The sequence below is a fragment of the Acidovorax sp. DW039 genome (assembly GCF_037101375.1).
In the GTDB taxonomy this organism is placed as follows: Bacteria; Pseudomonadota; Gammaproteobacteria; order Burkholderiales; family Burkholderiaceae_C; genus Acidovorax.
This window is the reverse complement of sequence record NZ_AP029019.1, coordinates 2048998-2073279: the sequence shown is the minus strand read 5'-3', so window position 1 is coordinate 2073279 and position 24282 is coordinate 2048998. Positions and strand designations below refer to the sequence as shown.

General features: G+C 65.7%; 20 protein-coding genes. 6 read left to right on the top strand and 14 right to left on the bottom strand.

The features are described from left to right. The first annotated feature begins 18 nt into the window (after positions 1 to 18). The 4 genes from AACH87_RS09235 to mltB all read left to right on the top strand — a co-directional run bounded on the left by AACH87_RS09235 (position 19) and on the right by mltB (position 5264). Positions 19 to 939, top strand: coding sequence for a MoxR family ATPase (locus AACH87_RS09235; protein WP_338798512.1), 921 nt, complete (start codon positions 19 to 21; stop codon positions 937 to 939). 11 nt (positions 940 to 950) lie between these two features. After that, entirely contained in the window at positions 951 to 1958 is a 1008-nt protein-coding gene (locus tag AACH87_RS09230) for a DUF58 domain-containing protein (protein WP_338798903.1), read from the top strand. Between the two features lie 133 nt (positions 1959 to 2091). Next, positions 2092 to 4176 carry a DUF3488 and transglutaminase-like domain-containing protein gene (locus AACH87_RS09225; RefSeq protein WP_338798511.1) on the top strand — a complete coding sequence of 695 codons (2085 nt, stop codon included), beginning with the start codon at positions 2092 to 2094 and terminating at the stop codon, positions 4174 to 4176. A 155-nt stretch (positions 4177 to 4331) separates the two neighbouring features. After that, positions 4332 to 5264, top strand: a complete 933-nt coding sequence (gene mltB / locus AACH87_RS09220) for a lytic murein transglycosylase B (RefSeq protein WP_338798901.1) — start codon at positions 4332 to 4334, stop codon at positions 5262 to 5264. Here mltB and AACH87_RS09215 read toward each other — a convergent pair. The 9 genes from AACH87_RS09215 to AACH87_RS09175 form a co-directional block, all read right to left on the bottom strand. After that, complete coding sequence (locus AACH87_RS09215; protein ID WP_338798510.1) at positions 5204 to 6289, bottom strand: LLM class flavin-dependent oxidoreductase; 1086 nt, start codon at positions 6287 to 6289, stop codon at positions 5204 to 5206. The genes mltB and AACH87_RS09215 overlap by 61 nt on opposite strands. A 2-nt stretch (positions 6290 to 6291) precedes the next feature. Further along, positions 6292 to 7245, bottom strand: coding sequence for an ABC transporter substrate-binding protein (locus AACH87_RS09210; protein WP_338798509.1), 954 nt, complete (start codon positions 7243 to 7245; stop codon positions 6292 to 6294). A gap of 26 nt (positions 7246 to 7271) precedes the next feature. Beyond that, positions 7272 to 8207: an ABC transporter substrate-binding protein gene (locus AACH87_RS09205; RefSeq protein ID WP_338798508.1), complete on the bottom strand. Its 936-nt coding sequence runs from the start codon at positions 8205 to 8207 to the stop codon at positions 7272 to 7274. A 111-nt stretch (positions 8208 to 8318) separates the two neighbouring features. Continuing rightward, on the bottom strand, positions 8319 to 10169 hold the full coding sequence (locus AACH87_RS09200; RefSeq protein ID WP_338798507.1) for an amino acid ABC transporter permease/ATP-binding protein: 1851 nt from the start codon (positions 10167 to 10169) through the stop codon (positions 8319 to 8321). Between the two features lie 42 nt (positions 10170 to 10211). Next, positions 10212 to 10724: a GNAT family N-acetyltransferase gene (locus AACH87_RS09195; RefSeq protein WP_338798506.1), complete on the bottom strand. Its 513-nt coding sequence runs from the start codon at positions 10722 to 10724 to the stop codon at positions 10212 to 10214. Positions 10725 to 10736: 12 nt separating this feature from the next. Continuing rightward, complete coding sequence (locus AACH87_RS09190; RefSeq protein WP_338798505.1) at positions 10737 to 11930, bottom strand: M20 aminoacylase family protein; 1194 nt, start codon at positions 11928 to 11930, stop codon at positions 10737 to 10739. Next, the gene (locus tag AACH87_RS09185) at positions 11930 to 13297 is read right to left on the bottom strand and encodes an LLM class flavin-dependent oxidoreductase (RefSeq protein ID WP_338798504.1); all 1368 of its coding nucleotides are present in this window, start codon (positions 13295 to 13297) and stop codon (positions 11930 to 11932) included. The genes AACH87_RS09190 and AACH87_RS09185 overlap by 1 nt, the downstream gene beginning before the upstream one ends. Positions 13298 to 13330: 33 nt before the next feature. Continuing rightward, positions 13331 to 14332, bottom strand: coding sequence for an LLM class flavin-dependent oxidoreductase (locus AACH87_RS09180; RefSeq protein ID WP_338798503.1), 1002 nt, complete (start codon positions 14330 to 14332; stop codon positions 13331 to 13333). Positions 14333 to 14463: 131 nt separating this feature from the next. Continuing rightward, complete coding sequence (locus AACH87_RS09175; RefSeq protein ID WP_338798900.1) at positions 14464 to 15729, bottom strand: branched-chain amino acid ABC transporter substrate-binding protein; 1266 nt, start codon at positions 15727 to 15729, stop codon at positions 14464 to 14466. A gap of 194 nt (positions 15730 to 15923) precedes the next feature. Here AACH87_RS09175 and AACH87_RS09170 point away from each other — a divergent pair, with 194 nt between their 5' ends. Then, positions 15924 to 16328, top strand: a complete 405-nt coding sequence (locus AACH87_RS09170; RefSeq protein WP_338798502.1) for an Hsp20/alpha crystallin family protein — start codon at positions 15924 to 15926, stop codon at positions 16326 to 16328. A 110-nt stretch (positions 16329 to 16438) separates the two neighbouring features. Here AACH87_RS09170 and AACH87_RS09165 read toward each other — a convergent pair whose 3' ends face one another. From AACH87_RS09165 to AACH87_RS09145, 5 genes are all read right to left on the bottom strand, one after another. Next, complete coding sequence (locus AACH87_RS09165) at positions 16439 to 17644, bottom strand: ABC transporter permease (protein ID WP_338798501.1); 1206 nt, start codon at positions 17642 to 17644, stop codon at positions 16439 to 16441. Next, positions 17644 to 18447 (bottom strand): ABC transporter ATP-binding protein, encoded by an 804-nt coding sequence (locus tag AACH87_RS09160; protein WP_338798499.1) that lies wholly within the window; start codon positions 18445 to 18447, stop codon positions 17644 to 17646. Before AACH87_RS09160 ends, AACH87_RS09165 begins: the two co-directional genes overlap by 1 nt. Further along, entirely contained in the window at positions 18444 to 19841 is a 1398-nt protein-coding gene (locus AACH87_RS09155) for an efflux RND transporter periplasmic adaptor subunit (protein ID WP_338798498.1), read from the bottom strand. The genes AACH87_RS09160 and AACH87_RS09155 overlap by 4 nt, the downstream gene beginning before the upstream one ends. A 120-nt stretch (positions 19842 to 19961) precedes the next feature. Next, positions 19962 to 21389 (bottom strand): efflux transporter outer membrane subunit, encoded by a 1428-nt coding sequence (locus AACH87_RS09150; RefSeq protein ID WP_338798497.1) that lies wholly within the window; start codon positions 21387 to 21389, stop codon positions 19962 to 19964. Positions 21390 to 21621: 232 nt separating this feature from the next. After that, the gene (locus AACH87_RS09145) at positions 21622 to 22599 is read right to left on the bottom strand and encodes a helix-turn-helix domain-containing protein (protein ID WP_338798496.1); all 978 of its coding nucleotides are present in this window, start codon (positions 22597 to 22599) and stop codon (positions 21622 to 21624) included. 190 nt (positions 22600 to 22789) lie between these two features. On the opposite strand from AACH87_RS09145, the gene AACH87_RS09140 reads away from it, so the two are divergent. Then, positions 22790 to 24241: an aldehyde dehydrogenase gene (locus AACH87_RS09140; RefSeq protein WP_338798495.1), complete on the top strand. Its 1452-nt coding sequence runs from the start codon at positions 22790 to 22792 to the stop codon at positions 24239 to 24241. Positions 24242 to 24282 lie beyond the last annotated feature (41 nt).

Sequence of the window (24282 nt, the reverse complement as noted above, 5' to 3'; positions counted from 1 at the left end):
TTCGGATAACGTTGCGCCATGGATGCACAGCACAAAATCAAATCGCTTCTGGATCAGCTTAACACGGTGATCGTGGGCAAAAAGGCGCAGGTTCAGGACTGCGTGGCCTGCCTGCTGGCGGGGGGGCACCTGCTCATTGAAGACGTGCCCGGCGTGGGCAAGACAACCTTGGCGCATGCGCTGTCACGCACCTTCGGGCTGCAATTCTCGCGCGTGCAGTTCACAGCCGATCTGATGCCCAGCGATCTGACAGGTGTATCGGTCTATGAGCGCGGCAAGGAAGGCTTTGTATTCCACCCAGGTCCCGTGTTTGCCCAGGTGTTGCTGGCCGACGAAATCAACCGCGCCAGCCCCAAAACGCAAAGCGCGCTGCTCGAAGCCATGGAAGAAAAGCAGGTGTCGGTCGAAGGTGCCACGCGCCCGCTGCCCCTGCCCTTTTTCGTCATCGCCACACAAAATCCCCAAGACCAGCTCGGCACCTTTGCTCTGCCCGAGTCGCAGCTGGACCGCTTTCTCATGCGCATCTCCATCGGCTACCCCGACCGTGCCGCCGAGCGCCTGCTGCTGGCGGGCTCGGACCGGCGCGACATGGTGGACACCCTGCCCGCCCTGCTGGACGCGCACGAGCTGGCAGAACTGCAGCGCCAGGTGCTGGCAGTGCACACGTCAGACGCCTTGCTCAACTACGTGCAGGACCTTGTGGCCGCCACGCGGTCGGGCAAGTGGTTCCTTCAAGGGCTGTCGCCGCGTGCGGGCATTGCGCTGATGCGCGCCGCCAAGGCGCAGGCGCTGATCAGCGGGCGCGACTACGTGGCCCCGGACGATGTGCAGGCAGTGCTGCCGCAAACCATTGCCCACCGACTGGTGCCGGTGGGCGACGCCGGGCGCGGCTCCGTCGAGCAGGTGCGCGCCATGGTAGACGCCACGCCGCTTGCGTGACGGCACCACCCATGGCCCGCCTGACGCTTTCTGGCCTCTCGCCCCTGGCACCGCTGCGCAGCAAGTTCCGCGCCTGGTGGCAAGGCCGCCTCAAGCTCACCGACACGCTCACCCTCACCCAACGCAACGTCTACATCCTGCCCACCGGCTCGGGCTGGATGCTGGCGCTGACACTGCTGGTGCTGCTGGTGGCATCCATCAACTTCCAGCTCAATCTGGGCTATCTGCTTACCTTCATGCTGGCGGGCAGTGCCGTGGTGGGCATGCACATTTGCCACGCCACCCTGCGGGGCACCACCCTGCACCTGAAGCCACCCCAACCGCAGTTCATGGGCAACAGTGCTGCGCTGGAAGTGCAACTCTCCAGCACACGCACCAGCCCGCGCTACGGCATTGGCGTGGCCGTGCATGAGCCCGAGGGGCAAAGCGCGCACCACTGGGTGTGGACCGATGTGCCCGCCCAAGGCCAAGCCCTGGTACATGTGGCGTTCAAACCGCACCGGCGTGGGCTGCACCAGGTGCCTACGCTCACGGCAGAAACCCGTTTTCCGCTGGGCACCTTCCGGGTCTGGACCTACTGGCGTCCGGCCTCTCAAATGCTGGTGTATCCAGCCCCTGAAGTGCCAGCACCACCGCTGCCCCCGGGAGAGCCCAGGGCTGCGGGCAAAGGCAGCGCCACCGCGCAGGGTGTGGGCGAATTTGACGGGGTGCGCGCCTACCGGCGGGGCGACCCGCTCAAGCAGGTGGTGTGGAAGAAGGCCGCCAAATCCCTGGGCAGCGGCACGGACGATCTGGTCAGCCGCGACACGCAGCAAAGCCAGCGGCAGGAGCTGTGGCTGGACGTGTCCAAAGCCAACCTGCCCGACCCGGAGGCCCGTATCTCCCGCGTGACAGCCTGGGTGCTGCAGGCCGACCGGCTGGGCCTGGACTATGGCCTGCGCGTGCCAGGTCGCACCATTGCCCCGGGCAGCGGTGCCGCGCATCGACTGCAGTGCCTGGAAGCCCTGGCCTTGTGCTGACCATGAAGCCCTCTCGCTCCAGCCTCATGCCCCAATTGACCTCCAGCGCAATATACATAAGCGCAAGCAGCTACTTTTTTCATAGCACACCTCTACACGCGTGCATTCGCCCCTCCCCCACAGGAGCCCCCGCATGAACACCCGCACCACAGCCCCCGCGCCGCAGCGTGTGCCGTTGCGGCAAACGCTGGCCAACTTGCCCAGGGACACGCGCGATACGCTCTTTCTGCTGGCCGTCATCGGTTGGATCGTTGCGCCCCAGGTGCAGTGGCTGCCGGTGTGGACCAGCCTCATGGTGGCGGGTGTGCTGCTGTGGCGTGGCTGGCTGGCCTGGCACAGCCGCCCTCTGCCGCCGCGGTGGGCCACCTCCATCATCCTGGGACCGCTGGCGTTTGGCGGCACCATCTTTTCGCATGGCACCTTCCTCGGGCGCGAGGCCGGGGTCACCCTGGTCATCGCCCTGCTGGCCCTGAAAACGCTGGAGCTGCGCGCACGGCGCGACGCGCTGGTGATTTTCTTCCTGGGCTTTTTCGCCATGATCAGCACGTTCTTCACCTCCCAGTCGCTGCTGACTGCGGCGGCCATGCTGCTGGGCCTGCTGGGCATGTTGACGGCGCTGGTCAATGCCCACATGCCGGTGGGCCGCCCGCCGTTGTGGCAATCATTCCGCATCGCAGGCACCATGGCCCTGCTGGGCACGCCCATCATGGTGGCGCTGTTTGTGCTGTTCCCCCGCATGGCTCCGCTGTGGGGGGTGCCCAACGACCAGCTGGTGGGTGGCACGGGCCTTTCAGGCTCCATGAAGGTAGGCACGATTGCAGAGCTGGCGCTCAACGAGTCCGTGGCATTCCGCGTGCGTTTTGATCAGCCAGCACAGCAACTGCCCCCGCCCTCCAGCATGTATTTCCGGGGGCCTGTGCTGACGGGATTTGATGGGCGCGAATGGAAGGCCGAGCCATACCGTGAAGACAACAACTGGGCACGCCGTGTCGGCCTGCCCGCCGACTTGCAGGTGCAAGGCCCACCACTGCGCTACGAAGTCACCATGGAAGCCCTCAAGCGCCCCTGGGTCATGGTGCTGGAAGCCACCCCCACCGCCCCCACATTGCCCGACAACCCCGTCTACATGACGCAGGACCTGCAATGGACGGCGGCCCGCCCCATCATGGACATCGTCCGCTACCGGGCCGAAAGCTACCCAACCTTTCAGCACGGGCCCCTCACGCCCGTGAGGCAACTGCGCGAATTCACCGATCTGCCCCCCGGCTTCAACCCCCGCACTCTGGCGCTGGCAGCGCAAATGCGCGCCGACCCGGCCCTGGCCAATGCCGACGCCGCCGCCCTGGTAGACGCCACGCTCGCCCGCCTGCGCACCGGTGGCTATACCTACACGCTGGAGCCCGGCGTGTACGGCCAGCACACGGCGGACGAATTCTGGTTTGACCGCAAGGAAGGCTTTTGTGAGCACATCTCGTCGGCCTTTGTGGTGCTGATGCGCGCGCTGGACGTGCCCGCGCGCATCGTCACCGGCTACCAGGGCGGCAGCATGAACCCGGTGGATGGCTTCTGGACCGTGCGCCAAAGCGATGCCCATGCCTGGGCCGAGGTCTGGATGGAGGGGCGCGGATGGGTGCGCGTAGACCCCACCGGGGCCGTGGCACCGGGGCGCGTGGGACAGGCACAGCGCCTCACCGTTCCGCAGGGAGCCTTCGCATCGGCCATGGGCACCATGATCGGTGCCAGCACCTTGCAGCGCATGCGCGCCATGTGGGAAGCCGTGAACAACAGCTGGAACCAGTGGGTGCTGAACTACACCCAGAACAGCCAGATGAACCTTTTGAAAAAGCTGGGATTTGAATCGCCCAGCTGGCAGGACCTGAGCACCGTGCTGGGCGCGCTGCTGGCCGCAGCAGCCCTGGCAGGTGGCGGCTGGAGCTGGTGGGAGCGCAGCCAGCACGACCCCTGGCTGCGCCTGCTCACCCAGGCACGCAAGCGCCTGGCCGACAAGGGCCTGGAGCTGCCCGAAAACCTGCCCCCCCGCAGCATGGCCCAGCGCGTGCAGCAGCACTGGGGCGCGGCAGCCAGCGTGAAACCCCTCCACGACTGGCTGATGCGCATGGAGCAGGTACGCTATGCCCCGCAACCCGCCGCATCCCTCGGCACCCTGCGGCGCGAATTCAAAGCCCTGGCGTGGCCAGAGCCCCCGCCCCGTTCTTGATGTATTTCATGTTCAAAACTGTTCTGCTTGCTACTAGTTTCATAGCTGCCACCGCTCTATCCGCAAGCGCAAAGCCCCAAAAAACCTCTCAAGTTCCCGCTATAGCGCGCAGCCCTGTGCAAGGGGGTACCCTCTACGCCCAGCGCGGCGATGCCATGCAGTTTGCCGACGACGTGGCAGAGCGTCGCGGGCTGGACCGTGAATGGGTGCGCCAGGCCATTGGGCAGGCCCGTTTTCTAAGCAATGTGCCCAAGCTGATGCTTCCCCCCGCATCGGGCACCGCCAAGAACTGGCGCGTGTACCGCAGTCGTTTCATCGACCCCATCCGCATTCGCGCCGGGGTGCGCTTCTGGCAAGAGCACCGGGAAGCCCTTGCGCGGGCCGAGCAGGAATACGGCGTGCCCGCAGAGATCATCGTCGGCATCATCGGCGTGGAGACTATCTACGGCCAGCAGATGGGCAACTTCCGCGTGATGGACGCATTGGCAACGCTGGCGTTTGATTTTCCGGCGGCCCACCCCCGAGCCAAAGAGCGCACGGAGTTTTTCCGCCGTGAGCTGGAGCAGTGGCTCAGCCTGGCCAACCGCACCAACATCGACCCTTTCGAGGTGCGTGGCAGCTACGCAGGAGCCATGGGGCTAGGCCAGTTCATGCCCTCCAGCTGGGCCCGCTTTGCCGTGGACTTTGACGGTGACAGCCGCATCGACCTCTTCCGCAGCCCCACGGATGCGATTGGCTCGGTCGCCAACTACTTCAAGGGCCACGGATGGACCACGGGTATGCCCACCCATTACGCGGTGCAGTTTGACCCCGCCCTGCTCAAGCTCGACGAGCTGCTGGCCCCCGACATCCTTCCCACCTTCAGCGCAGCCAGCATGCAGGCCAAGGGCGTGGTACTGGAGCCCGCAGGCGCGGCCCACAAAGGCCCCATGGCCCTGGTGGAGCTGCAAAACGGTGGCGACACGCCCACCTATGTCGCGGGCACCGAGAACTTCTACGCCATTACCCGCTACAACTGGTCCAGCTACTACGCCATGGCGGTGATTGAGCTGGGGCGCGAGGTGGCCGCGGCACGTGGCAAGCTGTGATCGGACGCTTTCACGGTCTGTGCTGGTGACCAGCCCAGCGCGGGCGCGATGTACCGCGCGGTGTCGCTCAGGATCTGGGCGTACTCCTCGCCCGTGAAGTCGTATGGCAGCTCCAGCCGCAGCTCCTGCACGCTCGGCACGATGGGGTCCTGGCGCAGGCTCTCCAGGATTTCGTCAGACGTGCCCACCAGGTCGCGCGCGAACAGTGTGCAGCGATCACCCTGCGGCCCCAGCGTGCGAGGCACCCTGAGCGCAGCCCAGGCGCGGTAGCGTGCACGGGTGGCGGCGTCGGCGCTGTCCAGCGGCACGATGACACGGCCCAGCGCCACGCGCGGGGCATAGGGCGCCGACCAGTTCGCGTGGAACAGGTCCAGCTGGCTGCGCTGCGCCTCGAAGAAATTGTCGGTCTGCTCGCCCCGGTTGAGGTTACCGATGAGTAAGTGGTAGCCCTGCGCACCCGCCCACTGTGCCGATTTCAACGAGCCGCCGCCGTACCACAGGCGCTCCACCAGCCCGGCAGCATGAGGCTGCACACGCGGACGGTGGCGGCCTGCGGGCGACTCCACGAAGAAGTCGTCATCGCCAAAAAAATCACCCCGCAGGTTGCTGCGCAGGCGCTCCACACGCGCATGCGAGAAGTCGATGCCCTGCGCATCGCCATCGAACAGGCGCCCACCCAGCAGCGGCCCGTACGGCGGCACACCCGCGCTCAACCCCACCTGCAGCCGCCCGTGCGAGAGCACATCCACCGTCGCCAGGTCTTCCGCCAGCCTGAAGGGGTTTTCATACCCCATCTGGATCACCGCCGTGCCCAGCGCAATGCGCCGCGTGCGCTGCGTGGCGGCTGCCAGCAGCGTGGTTGCGGACGAAACCGCCCGCTCCAGATGCCGCTGGCGCACCCAAGCGCCCTGGTAGCCCAGGGCTTCCCCCTGCTCGAACAGGCGCAAGGTATCTTCCAGCCCCTGGTGTGGACTGTCCTCGGCGTAGTTGCCGGGGGTCAGAAATGCAAGGTGCTCAATCGCCATGGTCAGAACTTCGGCAGTCCAGGGGGGTTGGTCTCGGACTTGGGCAAGGCCTCTTCCAGCAGGCTCCAGCGCTGCAGCGCCTGCGTGTACTTGCCGCTCTTGATGAGCCCGTTGGTCGCCAGCGTGAGCGCATCGGCCAGGCCCGAGCCCTTGCGCGTGGTGATGGCCACGTCGGACTTGAGCGGCCAGCCCGCATTCACCGTGCCCACGAGCTTGATCTTGCCGTCCTTGGCCGCGTGGTAGGCCTGCGGTGCGTTGGGGTTGAAGTTCGCGTCGGCCCGGCCCGAGACCACGCCCAGCAACCGTGCGGCGTCGTCGTCAAAGTACACCGCCTCCACGGGTTTGAGGCCCGCTGCGATGTTCTGCTTGTTCCACTCCAGCAGGATGCGCTCCTGGTTGGTTCCCGAACCGGTGATGACCTTGAGCCCGGCAATGTCCTTGGGCTCCTTGATGGACGTGATTTTGCTGTCGGCACGCACGTAAAAGCCGTGCAGCCCCAGGCGGTAGGTGGAGAAGTCGTACTTTTCCTTGCGCTGCTCCGTCACGCCCACGTTGGAGATCACCGCGTCGTACTTTCCGGAGGAAAGACCCAGCGGCCAGTCGGCCCAGGCAATCGGCAGCAACTCAAGTTGGAGGCCCAGCGCATCGGCGATGAGCTGTGCGTAGTCGGGATCGAAACCCACCACGGTCTTGGCGTCGCTCGCGTAGGTGGCGATGGGCGGCGCAAAGGGTGCGATGGCCACGGTGAACACGCCCTCCTTCACAAACTTGAAGTTCTTCGGGATCGCCTGAATGGCAGCGGCGTCCTTCTCGGCGCGGACACGGCCTTTCTGCTCGGGGCTGAAATCGAATGCGGCGGCAGCGCTGGCAACGGTCCAAGCGCAGGACAGCGCACACGCCGAGGCCAGGGCCACAAGGCTGCGGCGCGACAGGGAAGACAGGGGATGGAGAGTCATGGAAGGTCCTTGAACACTGCAGAGGCTTACTTCTTGGGCAGGCCGGGTGGGTTGGTGCGCGCGACCTGGATCGCCTCGGACTGCAGGTTCCAGCGCTCCAGCGCCTTGGCATAGTTGCCGTTCTTGATCTGCGCGTTCAGCGCCACCGTGATCGCATCGGCAATGCCCGAGCCCTTGCGCGAGGTCACGGCGATCTCGGCCGCCTGGGGCCAGCCGCCCGAGAAGGTGCCCACCAGCCGGGTCTTACCGTCGCGTGCGTTGTGGGCGGCAATGCCGTTGGGGGCCAGGTATGCGTCGGCGCGGCCCGAAGCCAGGGCCAAATACAGCACCACATCGTCGTCGTAGTACTGGATCTCCACGGGCCTCAAGCCCGCTGCGATGTTCTGCTGGTTCCAGCGCAGCAGGATCTGCTCTTGGTTGGTGCTTGCGCCCACCACCACCTTCAGGCCCGCCACGTCCTTGGGCTCCTTGATCGACGTGATCTTGGATTTGGCAGACACGTAGATGCCCAGCTGATCGTTGCGGTAGGTGGAGAAGTCGAATTTCTCCTTGCGTTCCTCGGTCACGGTGACGTTGGAGATCACCACATCGAACTTGCCCGACTGCAAGCCCAGCGGCCAGTCGGCCCAGGCTACGGACACCAGCTCCAGCTTGCGGCCCAGGCTGTCGGCCACCAGCTGCGCAATGTCGGGCGCGTTGCCCACGGGCGTCTTGTTGTCAGTGGCGTAGGCACCAAATGGCAGGCGGCCTGTGGTGGTGCCCACGGTGAGCACGCCCTCCTTGGCGAACTTGAAATCCTTGGAGACGAGCTTGATCGCTTCGTCTACCTTTTGCGAGCGCGGACGCCCGGGCTGTTCAGGGCTCAGGTCAATGGCCTGAGCAGAGGCATGGATGGGCGCGAGGGCTGCGATGGAGGCAGCGGCCAGCGCCAGGGCGGCCAGGGTCTTGTTCACAAAGGTCATGGATCGACTCCAGGATAAAAAGGCTGTCGGGATGGTTGAGAAGTAAGCTGCGTTGCACACGCTGCCGCCAGGCCTGTGAACAGACCTGCAACAGCGGCGCACGAGAAAGGTCTAGAGCACCTTGGCCAGGAAGGCCGCCGTGCGGGGGTGATCGGGCTGGCTGAACACCTTGGCGGGCGTGCCGGTCTCCACCACCCGGCCTTGCTCCATGAACACCACGGTGTCGGCCACCTCGCGGGCGAAGCCGATCTCATGCGTCACGATGACCAGTGTGGTGCCGGTGCGCGCCAGCTCCTTGATGACGTCGAGCACTTCGCCCACCAGCTCGGGGTCTAGCGCCGAGGTGGGCTCGTCGAACAGCAGCACCTTGGGCTTGAGCGCCAGCGCCCGGGCAATCGCCACACGCTGCTGCTGACCGCCCGAAAGCTGCCGGGGGTAGCTGTGCGCCTTATCCGACAGGCCCACGCGGGCCAGCAGCTCCAGCGCCAGGGCCTCCGCCTCTGCACGCGCCAGCTTGCGCACGGTGACCGGCGCTTCGACGATGTTCTCCAGCACCGTGAGGTGCGGGAACAGGTTGAAGTTCTGGAACACCATGCCCACGTCCACGCGGCGCTTGAGGATGTCTTTTTCGCCCAGCTCGTAAAGCGTGTCCGCATCCTGGCGGTAGCCGATCAGCTCGCCGTCGATGGCGATGAAACCGCCGTCCACGCGCTCCAGGTGGTTGATGGAGCGCAGCAGCGTGGACTTGCCCGAGCCCGATGGACCGAGGATCACTGTCACGCTGCCGGGCAACACGGTCAGCGTCACGTCCTTCAAGACCTCCAGCGCACCATAGCGTTTGGACACCCCATGGATGGTGACCTCACCGCCGCGGTTGAGTGCGCCTGTCCAGCGGGGAACGGCCACAGGCGCAGGCGCTGCCGGCACAACGGCCTCCGGCGCCACAACGGCCCGCCGCGCGGGCCACAGACGGACCGCGACAGCGCTAAATAGGGAGGGCGGCGGGCTGCGTAGCGCGCCCTTGGAGAAATGGCGTTCGATGTAGTACTGCAGCAGCGACAACACAGTGAGGATGACGAGGTACCACACGGTGGCCACCATCAAGAGCGGGATCACTTCCAGATTGCGGCGGTAGATGATCTGGATGGTGTAGAACAGCTCAGGCAGGGCCAGGATGTAGACATTCGAGGTGCCCTTGGCCAGACCGATGATGTCGTTGAAGCCTGCGGGCAGGATGGAGCGCATGGCCTGCGGCAGCACGATGCGAAACGCCTGGCGGCGGCGCGGCAGGCCCAGCGCGGCCGCCGCCTCCAGCTGCCCCTGGTCCACCGACAGGATGCCGCCGCGCACAATCTCCGACGCGAAAGCCGCCTGGTTCAGCGTGAGCCCGATCAGCGCCGCCACGAAGGGGCTGATGAGCTGCGTGGTGGGGTACGAGAAGAAAGTCCAGTCAGTGAACGGCAGGCCCACACTCACGGTCTCGTACAGATAGCCCAGGTTGTTGATGATGAGCAGCAGCACGATGACCGGAATGGACCGAAAGATCCAGATGAAAGCCCACGACAGCCCCGCCAGCAGCGGCGACCGCGACACGCGAGCCAGGGCCAGCGCCGTACCTAGCGTGAAGCCGAACAGCGCCCCCAGCGCCGTGAGCAGCAGGGTCCGGCCCAGACCTACCAGCACGGGCTCCGAGAAGAAATACTCACCGAAAACGCCCCAGCCCCAGCGCGGGTTGGTGAGCACAGAGTACAGCACCAGCGCAATGACAACTGCGGCAAACACGGTGCCCGCGGCCCGCGCGCGGTGCCGCGCGGGCACGACCCGGTAGTGCGAGTAGTCGCCCTTGGCGGGCGATGGTGTTGCAGGGGGCGCACTGGGCGCGTGGCTGCCAGCAGGTGCAGCGGCATGCACAGGGCCTCGTGGCAGGCCTCCAGCGGCATCCAGGGTGGTGATTGTGGACATGGTGAGAACTTGTGGGGAGTGATCGATCAACAGCAGGCGGAATCAGGCGACGCGGGCCAGCGCGGCCACCCGCAGCCACTTCTCGAACGGCAGGTGCCGGTAGGTTTCGTGCGGCAGCGAGGTATCGAACAATGCGGTGTAGCCGTGGCGCAGGTACAGCCCCACAGCCTCGGGCTGGCGAAAACCAGTGGTGAGGTACAGCCGCGCATAGCCCTGGCGCAGCGCCTGGGCCTCCAGCTCCTGCAGCACGCGGCCCGCCAGCCCCTGGCGGCGATGGGCCGAGTGGGTCCACACGCGTTTGAGTTCAGCCGTTTCGGGGTCGTCATGGCGCTTGAAGGCGCCGCCGCCAATGGCTTGTCCATCGCGCAGCAGTAGCACGAAGTTTCCGCCTTGCGCGGGCGAGAACAGCTCGGGCGCGTATTTGTCCATTTCGCGCGGGCCGCCGTCCTGCTGGTAGAACTCGCCATAGCGGCTCTCGTACTCGTGCGAAAGCTCGTCGATCAGTGGCCGGGCCAACGGATCCAGTGGCGTGGTGTAGATGAATCTGTCGCTCATGGTGGGCTCCCGTCAGGCAAGAAACCGCTCGGCCAGACGCACCCAGTAGGTGGCCGAGGGCGCGAGGATGGCGTCGTTGAAGTCGTAGTAAGGGCTGTGCAGTGATGCACCATCGCCATTGCCCACGAACACATAGCTGCCAGGTCGTTTGAGCAGCATGAATGCGAAGTCCTCGCTGGCTGTGCGCGGGCGAAAACCTGCATCGACGCGTGCATCTCCGAAGGTGTCCCGGGCCACACTGCGCGCCAGTTCCGTCTCTACTTCGTGGTTCAGCACGGCGGGGTAGCCCGGCAGGTACAGCACCTCGGCCGTCGCGCCAAAGCTCTCGGCCTGGGCTCGGGCAATGGCGGGAATGCGCTGCTTGAGAATTTCGCGCACCTCCGGCTTGAAGGCACGTGCGGTGAGCTTGAGTTCCACGCTCTCGGGCACCACATTGGGCGCATTGCCACCGTGGATGGAGCCCACCGTGACCACGCCCATGTCCAGCGGGTCCACGTTGCGCGACACCACCGTCTGCAGCGCGGTGATGATGTGGGCGCTGGCCACCACCGGGTCCACCGTGTCGTGCGGTGCGGCGCCGTGGCCGCCCTTGCCGCGTACGGTGATGGTGATCTGGTCCACCGAGGCCATGGCCGGGCCAGTCACGCAGCCAAAGTGCCCTTCGCCCACACAGGGCCAGTTGTGCAGACCGAACACGGCATCGCACGGAAAGCGCTCGAACAGGCCCTCGCCGATCATGCGGTTGGCACCGCCGCCATGCTCCTCGGCGGGCTGGAAGATCAGGTTCAACGTGCCGTCAAAGCGGCCCGACTCCGCGAGGAAACGCGCCGCCGCCAGCAGCACCGTGGTGTGCCCGTCGTGCCCGCAGGCGTGCATCACTCCGGTGTTGCGGCTGGCATAGGGCAGGCCCGTAGCCTCGGTGATGGGCAGTGCGTCCATGTCGGCACGGATGCCCAGGGCCTTGCTGCCCTGCCCTTTGCGCAGCGTGCCCACAACCCCGGTGCCCGCAATGCCTGTGGTGACGGAATAGCCCCAGTGCGCCAGGCGCTCGGCCACAATGGCCGAGGTCCGGTGCTCCTGGAACGACAGCTCGGGGTGCTGATGCAGGTCGCGGCGCAATGCCTTGAACTCGTGGATGAAGGCGGCAATGCCTGCTTCCACGCGTTCCACGTCCTGCTTCAATGGGATGGGCAACGCCGCTCCCATCACGCCACCTTTCGAGCTGGCGCCGGTGCAGCACCTGCATCGGCTTGCGCGTAACGGCTGGCCTTGCGTGGCAAGCCAAGGTGGTCGCGCAGGGTGCTCCCAGGCAGCGTGCGCTGGTAGCGGCCCCGCGCCTCCAGCACGGGGATCACGTAGGTGATGAAGTCATCGAGCCCCTGCGACAGCACCGGGAAGCCCAGGATGAAGCCATCGGCCGCGCCTTCATCCACCCAGCGGATGATCTCGTCAGCCACGCGCGCGCCCGTGCCCACGAACTGAGAACGCGGTGTGGCGGCCTCCAGCGCCACCTGGCGCAAAGTCAGGCCACGCGCCTTCGCATCGGCCTTGATGCGGTCGGTGGTGGAGCGAAAGCTATTGCGTCCGATCTCGCCCAGCTCAGGGAAAGGCTCATCGAGCGGGTACTGGCTGAAGTCATGGTGGTCGAAAAAGCGGCCCAGGTAGGCCAGCGCTTCATCGACCGTGAGCAACTCTCGGATGACCTGGTACTTGGCCTCGGCCTCTTCCTGTGTGGCCCCCACCACAGGCCCGATGCCTGGAAAAATTTTTACATCATCTGCCTGGCGGCCCTGCGCCACGGCACTGGCCTTGACCTTGCGCAGAAAACTGCGGGTCTCTTCGATGGAGGGCGAATGGGTGAACACCGCATCGGCGTACTTGCCCGCCAGGCCGATGCCCGCGTCCGAAGAGCCAGCCTGAAAGATCACTGGCTGCCCCTGAGGGGAGCGGCCAATGTTGAGCGGCCCCGCGACCTGGAAGAAGCGCCCCTTGTGGTTCAGCGTGTGCAGCTTGTCGCGGTCGAAAAACTGACCGGTCTCGCGGTTGCGCACCAAGGCATCGTCGTCCCAGCTGTCCCACAGCCCCTGCGTCACCTGCAGGTACTCGTCCGCGATCTCGTAGCGCAGCGAATGCTCGGGGTGGTTGCGGCTGTAGTTGGTCGCCGTGCCCTCCAGCGGCGTGGTCACCACGTTCCAGCCTGCGCGCCCCTGGCTGATGAGGTCCAGCGATGCAAATTGCCGGGCAACAGTGAACGGCTCGCTGTATGAGGTGGAGATGGTGCCCGCCAGACCGATCTTGGACGTTGCCACGGCCAAGGCTGACAGGATGGAGATGGGCTCGAAGCGGTTCAGAAAGTGCGGAATGGACTTCTCGTTGATGAACAACCCGTCGGCCACGAAGGCGAAAGCAATGCCGTTGGCTTCGGCCTTTTTCGTGGTCTCGATGTAGAAGCCAAGGTTGACGCTCGCGTCCGCTGGGCCTGCCGGGTGTTTCCACGAATTCATGTGGCCGCCCGCGCCGTGCAGCATGACGCCAAAGCGGATGGGAGACTTGAGGGTGTCTTGGTGGCTCATGGGTTTTTCTCCAAGGGATGGGGGTGAGCAAGCTCAGGCTTCCGCCGTGGCGTAGGCACTGGCCAGCAGCTCGACGGAGGCCAGCCGTTCAGCGAAGCCCGTGACGGGCGTATCGATCACAAACTCATCAATGCCGTATCGCTCGCTGAGTACATCGAACTGTTCGCGCACATGCTCGGGTGAGCCCGCAATCACATGGGGGCGGGTCTCTTCCAGCCGGTAGTCCGCCACGCCAGCTTGGCGCGCAAACTCCGCTGCGGCCTGGGCGCTGGGTAGGTTGACGCTCTGCCCCGTAGAAAGGTGCAGCTTGAACACGCGCAAGGCACCCACCAGGCTTTCAGCCTGCGCCTGCGTGGGGGCCACCAGGGCATATAGCGCCAGCGATGGCGAACGCCCCGAAGCCTCGCGGTACACACGTACCGTTCGCTCAATGTTCACCGGGTCGCCATTGAAATGGCCTGCGTAAGTAAAGTGCCAGCCGTGGCGCGCGGCCAGCGCTGCGCTGTCGGGGCTGCCGCCGAGCAGGTGGCGCTCAGGCAGGGAGGGCGGCGCGGGGAAGGCTACCGCGCCCGCCAGCGGGTGCTCAGGGTCCAGGGTGCCGTGCAAAAAGGCATCCAGCTCCGCAATGCGCACATCGAAGCCTGAAGCCGGGGACTTGACGTGCATAGCCTGCAGCGCACGGGTGGCCAGTGGCAAGCCGCCAGGCGCCTTGCCCACGCCCAGGTCCACACGGCCCGGCGCGAGCGAAGCCAGCACCTTGAAGACCTCGGCCACCTTGAACGGGCTGTAGTGCTGCAGCATCACACCGCCTGAGCCGATGCGAATGCGCGAGGTGCGCGCCAGCAGGTGGGCCACCAGCACCTCGGGTGCCGAGCCGGCCAGGCCCGGGTTGCCATGGTGCTCGGCCACCCAGAAGCGGCGATAGCCCAGTTGTTCTGCGCGTTGGGCCAGCGCTACGGTGCGCTGCAGCGCCTCGGCCGCCGTAGCCCCTTCGGGGATGGGACTTTTGTCAAGCAGGGAAATGGCGTAGGGCACGGTGGGAGCAGCAATTTGCGCATGAGTGATCAATGCGACAAATTCTGTGGCCCGGAGCCATGTGCTGGTTGCGCTAACTTTTCATATCAATATGCGGCGGGCGCTTCGCCGCATATTCCACAGTTTTCTAATCAGGGGCGCTGCATCTGGCAGCTGTGCGGTTGCTCTGCCCTGGCTGCAGCAATCTGCCGCACCACGCGGAAGCCGTAACCCGAGCCTTCCACATCAAACTTCACGCCGGGCGCGCCTTTCTTGTCCATCACGCCCACCGCCAGGGCCTGCTGAAACTGGTGGTCTGCTGCGCGCATGCTGCCGCCCTGCCCGGCCAGCTGCACGCTGGCTTTTTCCATCTGGCGGGCAATGGCCACCACGTCGGTGCTGCCTGCACGCTCCATCGACTGGGCCAGCGCCTCGATCATGAGCTGCATGCGCATGTGCACATAGTCGTCCTGCGGCTTGGGAAAGCGTTCGCGGAAGGACTGGTAGAACGCCTCGCTTTGCGCACCGGGCACATTGGGCAGCCAGTCGGCCACGGCCACCACCTTGCCAATGCCTGCGTCGCCCATCGCTGCGGGCGCTCCCAGCGCATTGCCGTAGAAGGTGTAGAAGCTGCCTTCAAAGCCCACCTCGCGTGCGGCCTTGACCAGCAGGGTCAGGTCATTGCCCCAATTGCCGGTGATGACGGCCTGCGCACCGCTGGCTTTGATCTTGACGGCATAGGGAGCGAAGTCTTTCACACGGCCCACAGGGTGCAGCTCATCGCCCACCACGTTCACGTCCGGGCGCTGCACGGCCAGTTGCTTCTTGGCCTCGCGCAGCACGGCCTGGCCAAAGCTGTAGTCCTGGCCGATGAGGTAAACGCTCTTGAGCGCCTTGTCCTCGCGCATCACTTCCATCAGCGCAGCCATGCGCATGTCGGCATGGGCGTCAAAGCGAAAGTGCCAGAAGCTGCACTTCTCGTTGGTCAGAATCGGGTCTACCGCCGAGTAGTTGAGGAACAGCACGCGCTTGACGGGCTCACGTTCGTTGTGCTTGTTGATGGCCTCGATCAGCACGGCTGCGGTGGCTGATGAGTTGCCCTGCAGGATGACCTGCGCCCCATCGTCAATGGCGGCGCGCAATGCCGACAGCGCCTCTTCGTTCTGGCCCTTGCTGTCGTAGCGCTCAATGACCAGCGGGCGCGCGCCACCGGCAGAGGCAGGCAGCTTGACGCCACCGCGTGCATTCACCCGCTCCGTAGCCCAGTAGACGTTGCGGAACACCGCTTCGCCCGTGTTGGCAAAGGTACCCGAGAGGCTTTCAATCAATGCCAGCTTGAAGGGCTTGCCCGCAGGTGCGGAGGCCGCAGCCCCTGCCGGTTGCGATGTTGCCGCCGATGCGGGCTGGGCCAAGACCACGAGTGCAGCGCTGGCAATGGCCGATGCCCCGACAAGGGCCTGGACAGCGCTTTTTAAGGCGCTGCGGCGATTTTTCAAGAGGCGAGGCTTCAAAAAAAACATGCGAAAAAACTCCTTGAAACCCGGCGCGCCATGCACACCTGTTGAGCATGCGGCCACCACCGAGCGCCGCGCAGTGTATAGGAGTCCCTCTCATGATCTTCGCCCCCGTAATGCGCCGTGCTGCTGTAGCCTACGCCCCCGCTTACTCTCCCCGCGCTGCTGACGCCGCAGTGCAGCGCTTCATGGCCGATGCCTTGCGCGCATCCCGCCCCGCCCAGCGCACGCCGGGCCTGCAGTTCAGCCACGACGAAAAAACCTTCACGCTGCAGCTGGATGTGCCCGGCCTGGCCCGCGAGCAGCTGGACATCGAGATCGAAAACGATGTGGTGCGCGTGAAGAGCGTAGAAGGTGCGGCCCGTCCCTTCCAGGGTGCATGGCAACTGCCCGAAGCGGTGGACGCCACCACCAGCCGCGCCAAACTGGAACATGGGGTGCTGACGCTCACGCTCACCCGCATTCAGCCCGAGAACAAAGCCACACGTCTTGCGGTGGAATAAGGCCTCGTTCCTTCATTCCTTCATCCTCTTCACCCGCAAGCCCCTGGTCTCACGGCCAGGGGCTTTTTCATTGCTATCGGCGGGATCGTTCATCAGTCTCCCGCCGTCGCTCACTCATGCCGTAGCGCGTCAATCGGGTCCATGTGCGCCGCGCGCCGTGCCGGAAAGTAGCCAAATACCACCCCGATACCGGCAGAAAACACGAACGACAGCAAGTTGACCCCGGGGTTGAACAGGAAGGGCACACCCATGAGCGCGGACAGCCCCAGCGATGCCAGCCCCGCCAGCACAATGCCCGTGAGCCCGCCCAGGGCCGCCAGCACCACGGCCTCGATCAGGAACTGCATCAGCACCTCGCGCTCCAGCGCGCCAATGGCCAGGCGCAGGCCGATCTCGCGGGTGCGCTCCGTCACGCTCACCAGCATGATGTTCATGATGCCGATGCCGCCCACCAGCAGGCTCACCGCCGCCACAGCGCCCAGCAGCGTGGTCATCACCTTGGTGGTGCCAGACAGCGTATCGGCCAGTTGCTTGGTGTCCAGCACGTTGAAGTTGTCCTCATCGGTATCTGCCAGCTTGCGCAGCTCGCGCAGCAGCTGGGTCAGCGCCTGCTTGACGCGCGTGGGGTCGCTGCCGTCCTGCATCGACACCAGCAGCGTGTTCACGCGGGTATTGCCGGTGACCCGCCGCTGCAGCGTCTTGAGGGGCACCAGCACCATGTCGTCCTGGTCATTGCCAAAAGCGCCCTGCCCCTTGGATGCCAGCAAGCCCACGATCTCGCACGAGAACGCCTTGACCCGCAATTGCTCGCCCACCGGGTCGCGCCCGCTGTAGAGCTCGCGGCGAATGGTCTCGCCCACCAGGCACACGGCAGCGCCTGCGCGCATCTCCTCATCGGTGAACGCGCGGCCCGAACTCAAAGTCCAGTTGCCTGTCTCCAGCCAGGCGTTGGTGCTGCCGATGATGCTGCTGGTCCAGTTGCGTCCGCCGGCCACCACCGTGGTGCTGGCGCGGGCCTCGGGCGCTACGGCCAGAATGCCACCGATCTGCTGCGCAATCACATCGGCATCAGTGTCCTTGAACGCCGGGGCCCCCGTACCACCGCCGGGCCCCATGCGCTGCCCAGGCCGCACCTGCAGCAGGTTGGTGCCCAGGCTGGAGATTTGGGTCTGCACGGCCATGGTGGCACCGTTGCCCAGCGTGACCATGGTGATCACGGCACTCACACCAATGACGATGCCCAGGATGGTGAGGAAAGAGCGCATCAGGTTCCGCCGGATGGACCGCAGGGCCAGCAAGATGGTGCTGAACAGCATCACACACCTCCCTGCATGTCTGTGACCGGAGCCACTGGTGCGTGGCCTGTGGCGCGCAGACCGGTAGGACGCGGGTTGATGGCATCGGTGTCCACCACGCCATCCACAAAGCGCACGATGCGGCGCGCATATTCCGCCATGTCGGGCTCGTGCGTCACCATCAGCACGGTAATGCCCAGGTCGGCGTTCAAGCGCCACAGCAGTTCCATGATTTCGTGGCTGCGCTGCGAGTCGAGGTTGCCCGTGGGTTCATCGGCCAGCAGCACGACGGGTTCGGTCACGATGGCCCGCGCAATCGCCACCCGCTGCTGCTGCCCGCCAGAGAGTTCGGCCGGGGTGTGATGCTCCCAGCCCTTCAGGCCCACCGCCTCCAGCGCACGGGCCGCTGCGGCCTTGCGCACCGGGGCAGGTTCGCCACGGTACAGCAGGGGCAGCTCCACATTCTCTTGCGCTGAGGTACGTGCCAGCAGGTTGAAGCCCTGAAACACAAAGCCGAAGTAACGGCGGCGCAGCAGCGCGCGTTCGTCACGCGAAAGCGACTCCACATGCACGCCCTTGAACAGGTACTCGCCCGTGGTGGGCCGGTCTAGGCATCCCAGCGTGTTCATGGCCGTGGATTTGCCCGAACCGCTCGGGCCCATGATGGCGACAAAATCGCCCGGGGCAATGCGCAGGTCCACCCCTTTCAGGGCCTGAAAAGCCAACGCACCCTCGCCGTACACCTTGGTCACGCCCCTCAGTTCGATGATGGGCGCAACAGCTTCGTCAGCGTGGCCCGCACCATTGCGGCGGTCTTTCATCATGGTGCGGCCTTGCCCGTGCGTTGGTCGGTGATGACGCGCGCGCCCGGCTCCAGCCCCTCTGCGCTCACCTCGGTCATCCGGCCATCGCTGATGCCCACCTTGACCTGCAGCGGCTGTGGCACGCCGTCTTTCAGCAGCCAGATCTGTTTGGACTGGCCCTCTCCTTCACGTGCGTTGCCCGCGCCTGCAGGCTTGCGCCCCGAAGGGGCACTGCGCGGTGGTCCGGGCATGAGCTGCGACATGATTCCACGGTTTCCGCCAGCAGGTTTGCCTGCAGCCTCGGGCCCTGCCGCACTGGCGGGGGCAAAGCGCAACGCCGTGTTGGGCACCAGAAGCACATCGTTGCGCTCTGTGGATGTGATCGTGGCTGCCGCCGTCATGCCGGGGCGCAGGCTCAGGTCCTTGTTGTCCACGTCCAGCCAGGTGATGTAGGTGACGACGTTATCAGTCTTGGTAGAGCCAAACGACACCCGCGTCACATCGGCCGGGTAGCGGCGTGAAGGGTAGGCACTGACCGTGAAGCTGGCCTTCTGCCCCACTTTCAGGGCCCCCACATCGGCCTCGTCCACGCTCACATCCAGGCGCAGGCGGGTCAGGTCTTCCACCACGGTGAACAGGGTCACTGCCTGCAGCGATGCAGCCACGGCATTGCCGGGCTCCACACTGCGGGTCAGCACCACGCCGTCAATGGGTGAACGGATGGAGGCCTTGGACAGATTGGTTTCATCGGTCGCCAACGCCGCCTTGGCATCATCTACCGATGCGCGGGCACTGGCTTCATCGGCCTTGGCGCGGTCCAGCGTGGCCAAGCCCGAATCCAGTTCGGTGGCAGAAGGCACCTTGCCGCCAGAGAGGCGGGCCACTTCCTGCAAGCGTGCATAGGCCGCCTGGGCCTCTTTGGTGGTGGCTGCTGCCTGGGCCAGCTTGGCCTGGGCAGACGCCAGCGAGGCGCGCGAGCGGAGCACCTGCGACTCCAGCTTGGCGGTGTCCAGCTCGACCAGCACCTGGCCTTTTTTGACCTTGTCGTTCACATCCACCAGCACGCTGCGCACGGTGCCCGAGAGTTCGCTGCCAATGCTCACCGTCCGGGTGGGCTGCAGCGTGCCGTTGGCCGACACGCTCAGGGTCAGGTTGCCACGGCGCACCTCTTCGGTCACATAGCTGGGGGCCGCCTGCGCGGCGCGGCTGGCCTGCCAGGCTACCCAGCCGCCTGCCAGAACGACCACGGCCGCCACACCCAGCCACACGGTGGTGCGTTGCCACCAGCGGCGGCGGGGGTGCCCACCCAGCAGGTCTGCAATGCCATCTTGCGAACTGGGGCGAGCGCCGGAGGATGCGGGTGCAGACGCACCCGGTTGAGAGGAAGAACCCGTGGAAGTGGGAGACTGGTTCATGGAGTCAAGCCAAAAGAGAAAAATGAGGGATCAGGAAAGGGCAGCCGGGCAGGACCTGCACGCAGGACCGGGGTGGGGATGCACTGCACCAGGAGGTGCTGCTGCCGTGTCATTACCGCGCTACTGCCAGCCACCACCCAGCGCCTTGTACAGGCGCACATGGTCGGCCGCCACGCTGGCAGCGGTCGAGGCCACGCTGTCCTGCGCGGACAGCTGGGTACGCTGTGTCTCCAGCACCGTCGCAAAGTCAATCAAGCCGCTGGCATAACGCTGCTGGGCCAGCAATGCCGCGTTGGACGCTGCCTCTGCCGCGGCCTGCAGGCGCTGCAGCCGTTCGCGGTCGCCTTGCAGGGCCACCAGCGCGTCTTCCACGTCCTTGAGGGCTGTCAGCACCGCGGATTCGTAAGCCCCCCGCACCTGCTCCAGTGCGGCCTCTTGCGATCGCACCTGGGCACGCGCTGCGCCGCCGTCCAACAGCGCCGCCGTCATACCCGCCGCCAGCGAACTCGTCACCGCATTGCCCGCTGTCAGCGCACCCACCGTGAGCGCCCGCAGCCCGAGCGTGCCGCTGAGCGAGAAGTCGGGGTAGCGGGCCGCATCGGCCTGCGCCACACGCGCCACGGCAGCAGCTACGCGGTGCTCGGCAGCGCGTACATCGGGGCGCTGGCGCAGTGTCTGGGCCGGTATGTCCAGGGCTAGGTCGTCAGGGGGCAGCGGCACGGTCGCCACAGCCTCCAGCCGCTGGTCCAGCGCTGCAGGGGGCTGGCCCGTCAGCACCGCCAGGCTGTGGCGCGACTGGGCCAGGCTGCTTTGCAAAGCCGGTATCTGCGCCGCCGTCTGCTCAGCCGCCGCACGGGCCTGCTCTGCCACCAGCGAGGTGGTCAGCCCTGCCTGCAAGCGCCACTGGGTAATCTGCAGCGTCTCTTGCTGGCTGGCCAGGTTGCTGCGCGCAATTTGCAAGCGCTGCTGCAGGCCACGCAGCTCGATGTAATTCACCGCCACCTCAGCCGCCAGCGACACCTGCACATCCGCCAGGCTGGCCTCGGCCGCACGGGCATCGGCCTCAGTGGCCTTCACCCCCGCACGCACACGGCCAAACACATCGGGCTCCCAGCTGGCATCAAACCCGGCGCTGTAGGTATTGCCCGTGCTGCCCGAGGCCCGGCTGCGCTGCGCCGAGGCCGATGCCCCGACCTGCGGCAATGTGCTGGCCGCCTGCACATCCACCAACGCCCGCGACTGCTGCAACGCCGCCTGCGCGCTGCGCACTGAAGTGTTTGCCGCCAGCGCTTCGGTGATAAGCGCCGTCAGCTCCGCATCCCCCATACGGCTCCACCACTGGGCCAAGGGCGTGGCAACGCTGCCGGCAGGGGCTACCGACCAGCCCCCAGGTACGGCCACTGCTGGTAGCGGGGCATCGGAGGAACGCAAGTTGCTGCAACCCGCCAGCACCAGGGCCGATGCCAGTGCCAACAGGACACCGGCCTGCCGCGGGGCGGAGTGCCCGCGCACGGGCAGGCCCTGCGGATGGGAAAACGAAAACTTCATGGATGTATTTGACAATCATTCTCAACAACATCCATTGTCCCGGTTTCCGTTGTCAGGCTGAAGACTCTTGCGTCAAGCTTTGGTAAAGAAACCATGCAACGGCAAACTGAGTTTCCAGGCAGCGCGCCCCTGCGCTCGGGGCATCACCAAGCTGCGCCCCGATGTGTGCGGCCTTGCGGGCTAAGCGCAGGCTACGGGACAACGATACCGAGTGGGAGCGTGTCAGCCGCTCTTAATCCGACTGCAGACCAGCGGCCAAGTCCAAGGCCGTTGATCGAAACTCCGTAGGCGACACCCCCACCCGCGCCCGGAACACACGGCTGAAATGCGCACTGCTGCTGAAGCCCCATCCAAAGGCAATTTCGCTGATGGTGCGGTGGCGACTTTCGGGCTGGCGCATCTCATCCATGCAGGCCTGCAGGCGGCGTTGCAGGATGTACTCGGCCAGGGTTGTGTCGGCGTTGGCAAAGGCGTTGTGCAGGTGCCGCTTGCTGCAGTTCAGGGCCTGGGCCATGCGCTCAATGCTCAGCTGGGGGTCTCGCAGGTGCTGGGCGATGTAGGCGTGGATGCGGTCTTTGAAGGCGGCTTGCAATGCGGGGGCGGGCGCGTGTCCGGCCAGCTCCTGCAGCGACAGGCACACCAGCTCGCCAATCATGCGCCCCGCGCCCGCTGCGGCCTCGGCGGTCATGCTGGGCAGCTCCTGGTAGGTGCTGCGCATGGCATCGAGCGCTACACGCGAGATACCTGCGGCCCCGCCCACTGTGCGGCCCATCAGCGTCGGCAGATGCAGGCCCCGCTGGGTCAGCAAATGGGTGGGCACCATCACGATAAGGTGGCGGATGCGCTGGGGGTTGGCGACTTCATAGCTGCCCGAAGTGTCGTAAATGGCCCAGCCACCGGGCTGCACCAGCGCCTGCCGCCCGTGCTGCTGCACCACGGCCTGGCCGTGCCATGGGGCGACGATTTTGAGATAGCGCTGCGCACTGGCGCGGGCCGCGCGGGGGCGGCGAATGACACGGTGGCGGTTGGCCTCCAGCTGCGTCAGCACCACATCACCCGCCCAGGCGCTGTGCAGGTGGCCGTCAAAGCCAGTGTCGCCGTACAGGTCAGACTCCAGCCCATCAAACAGCGAGGCCATCCAGTCGCGCCAGGCCAGCGCGCTGTCCTGCGGTGCAAGGTTGTCGGTGGTCAGACGGGTTTCGGCAGGCATGGTTTGGACATTGAACCTGTTCAAAGGGCTGATGGATTATGGGCCGCATGCCAAAGCCATTGCACCCAAGTGGCAAGGGATATCCCTAGCGGACGTGCGCTACCAGTCAACACGCCCGTGCGCTGTGAGACAAGCAAGTAGCACCGCGCTTACATAGCATTGCTGCAACAGATACCCAGGAGACGCATCCATGCAAACCATTTCCATGCTCATTGGCGGACAACCCCGCGCTGCATCCAACGGCGCAACGTTTGAACGCCGCAACCCGCTGGACCACACCGTGGCCACCACCGCACCTGCCGCCACGGTGGCCGATGCCGTGGCTGCAGTGGATGCTGCAGCCACGGCCTTCCCCGCCTGGGCCGCCCTGGGGCCGGGCGAGCGCCGCGCCCTGCTGATGAAAGCCGCCCATGCGCTGGAGGCCAAGGCCGAGGCCTTCGCCCAAGCCATGGCAGCCGAGACCGGCGCATCCGGCATTTGGGCGGGGTTTAACGTGCACCTGGCGGCCGACATGTTGCTGGAGGCCGCAGCCATCACCACCCAGATCAATGGCGAGGTGATTCCATCGAACGTGCCGGGCTCGGTGGCGATGGCGGTGCGCCAGCCAGCGGGCGTGGTGCTGGGCATTGCGCCGTGGAATGCGCCGGTGATTCTGGGTGTGCGCGCCATTGCCACACCGCTGGCCTGCGGCAACACGGTGGTGCTCAAAGGCTCGGAGCTGTGCCCCGCCACGCACGGCCTGATCATCGAGGCGCTGCAAGAAGCCGGGCTGCCGCCGGGCGTGGTGAACTTTGTGACCAACGCCCCCGCTGACGCTGGAGCCGTGGTGGAGGCCATGGTGGCCCACCCTGCCCTGCGGCGCGTCAATTTCACGGGCTCCACCAAAGTGGGCCGCATCATTGCGCAGACCTGCGCCAAATACCTCAAGCAGGCGGTGCTGGAGCTGGGTGGCAAGGCCCCCTTGGTGGTGCTGGACGATGCCGATGTGGACGCCGCCGTGGCTGCAGCCTCGTTTGGCGCGTTCGCCAACTCGGGGCAGATTTGCATGTCCACCGAGCGCATCGTGGTTGACCAGAAAGTGGCCGACGAGTTTGTGGCCAAGCTGGCCGCACGCGCTGCCAGCCTGCCCCTGGGCGACCCGCGCAAGGGGCCGGTGGTGCTGGGATCGGTGGTGGACCAGGCCACCGTCACCCGCTGCAACGCCCTCATCGACGATGCCCTGGCCAAGGGTGCCACGCTGGTGTGCGGCGGCAAGGCCCACAGCACGCTGATGCCCGCCACGCTGCTGGACCATGTGACGCCTGCGATGCACATCTACCGCGAGGAATCCTTCGCCCCGGTCAAAGCCATCGTGCGGGTCAACGGTGTGGAGGAAGCCGTGGCCTGCGCCAACGACAACGAGTTCGGCCTCTCGGCCGCCGTGTTTGGCCGCGATGTGGCACGTGCCTGGCAGGTGGCCGGGCGCATCGAATCGGGCATTTGCCACGTCAACGGCCCCACGGTGCACGACGAGGCACAGATGCCTTTTGGCGGCGTGAAGGCTTCGGGCTATGGCCGCTTTGGCGGCAAGGCGGGGATTGATGCGTTTACCGAACTGCGCTGGATCACGGTGCAGACGGCACCACGGCACTATCCGTTTTGAGAAAAAATGGGCTGCAGCGCTTATCCATCAAGCGCAAGCAG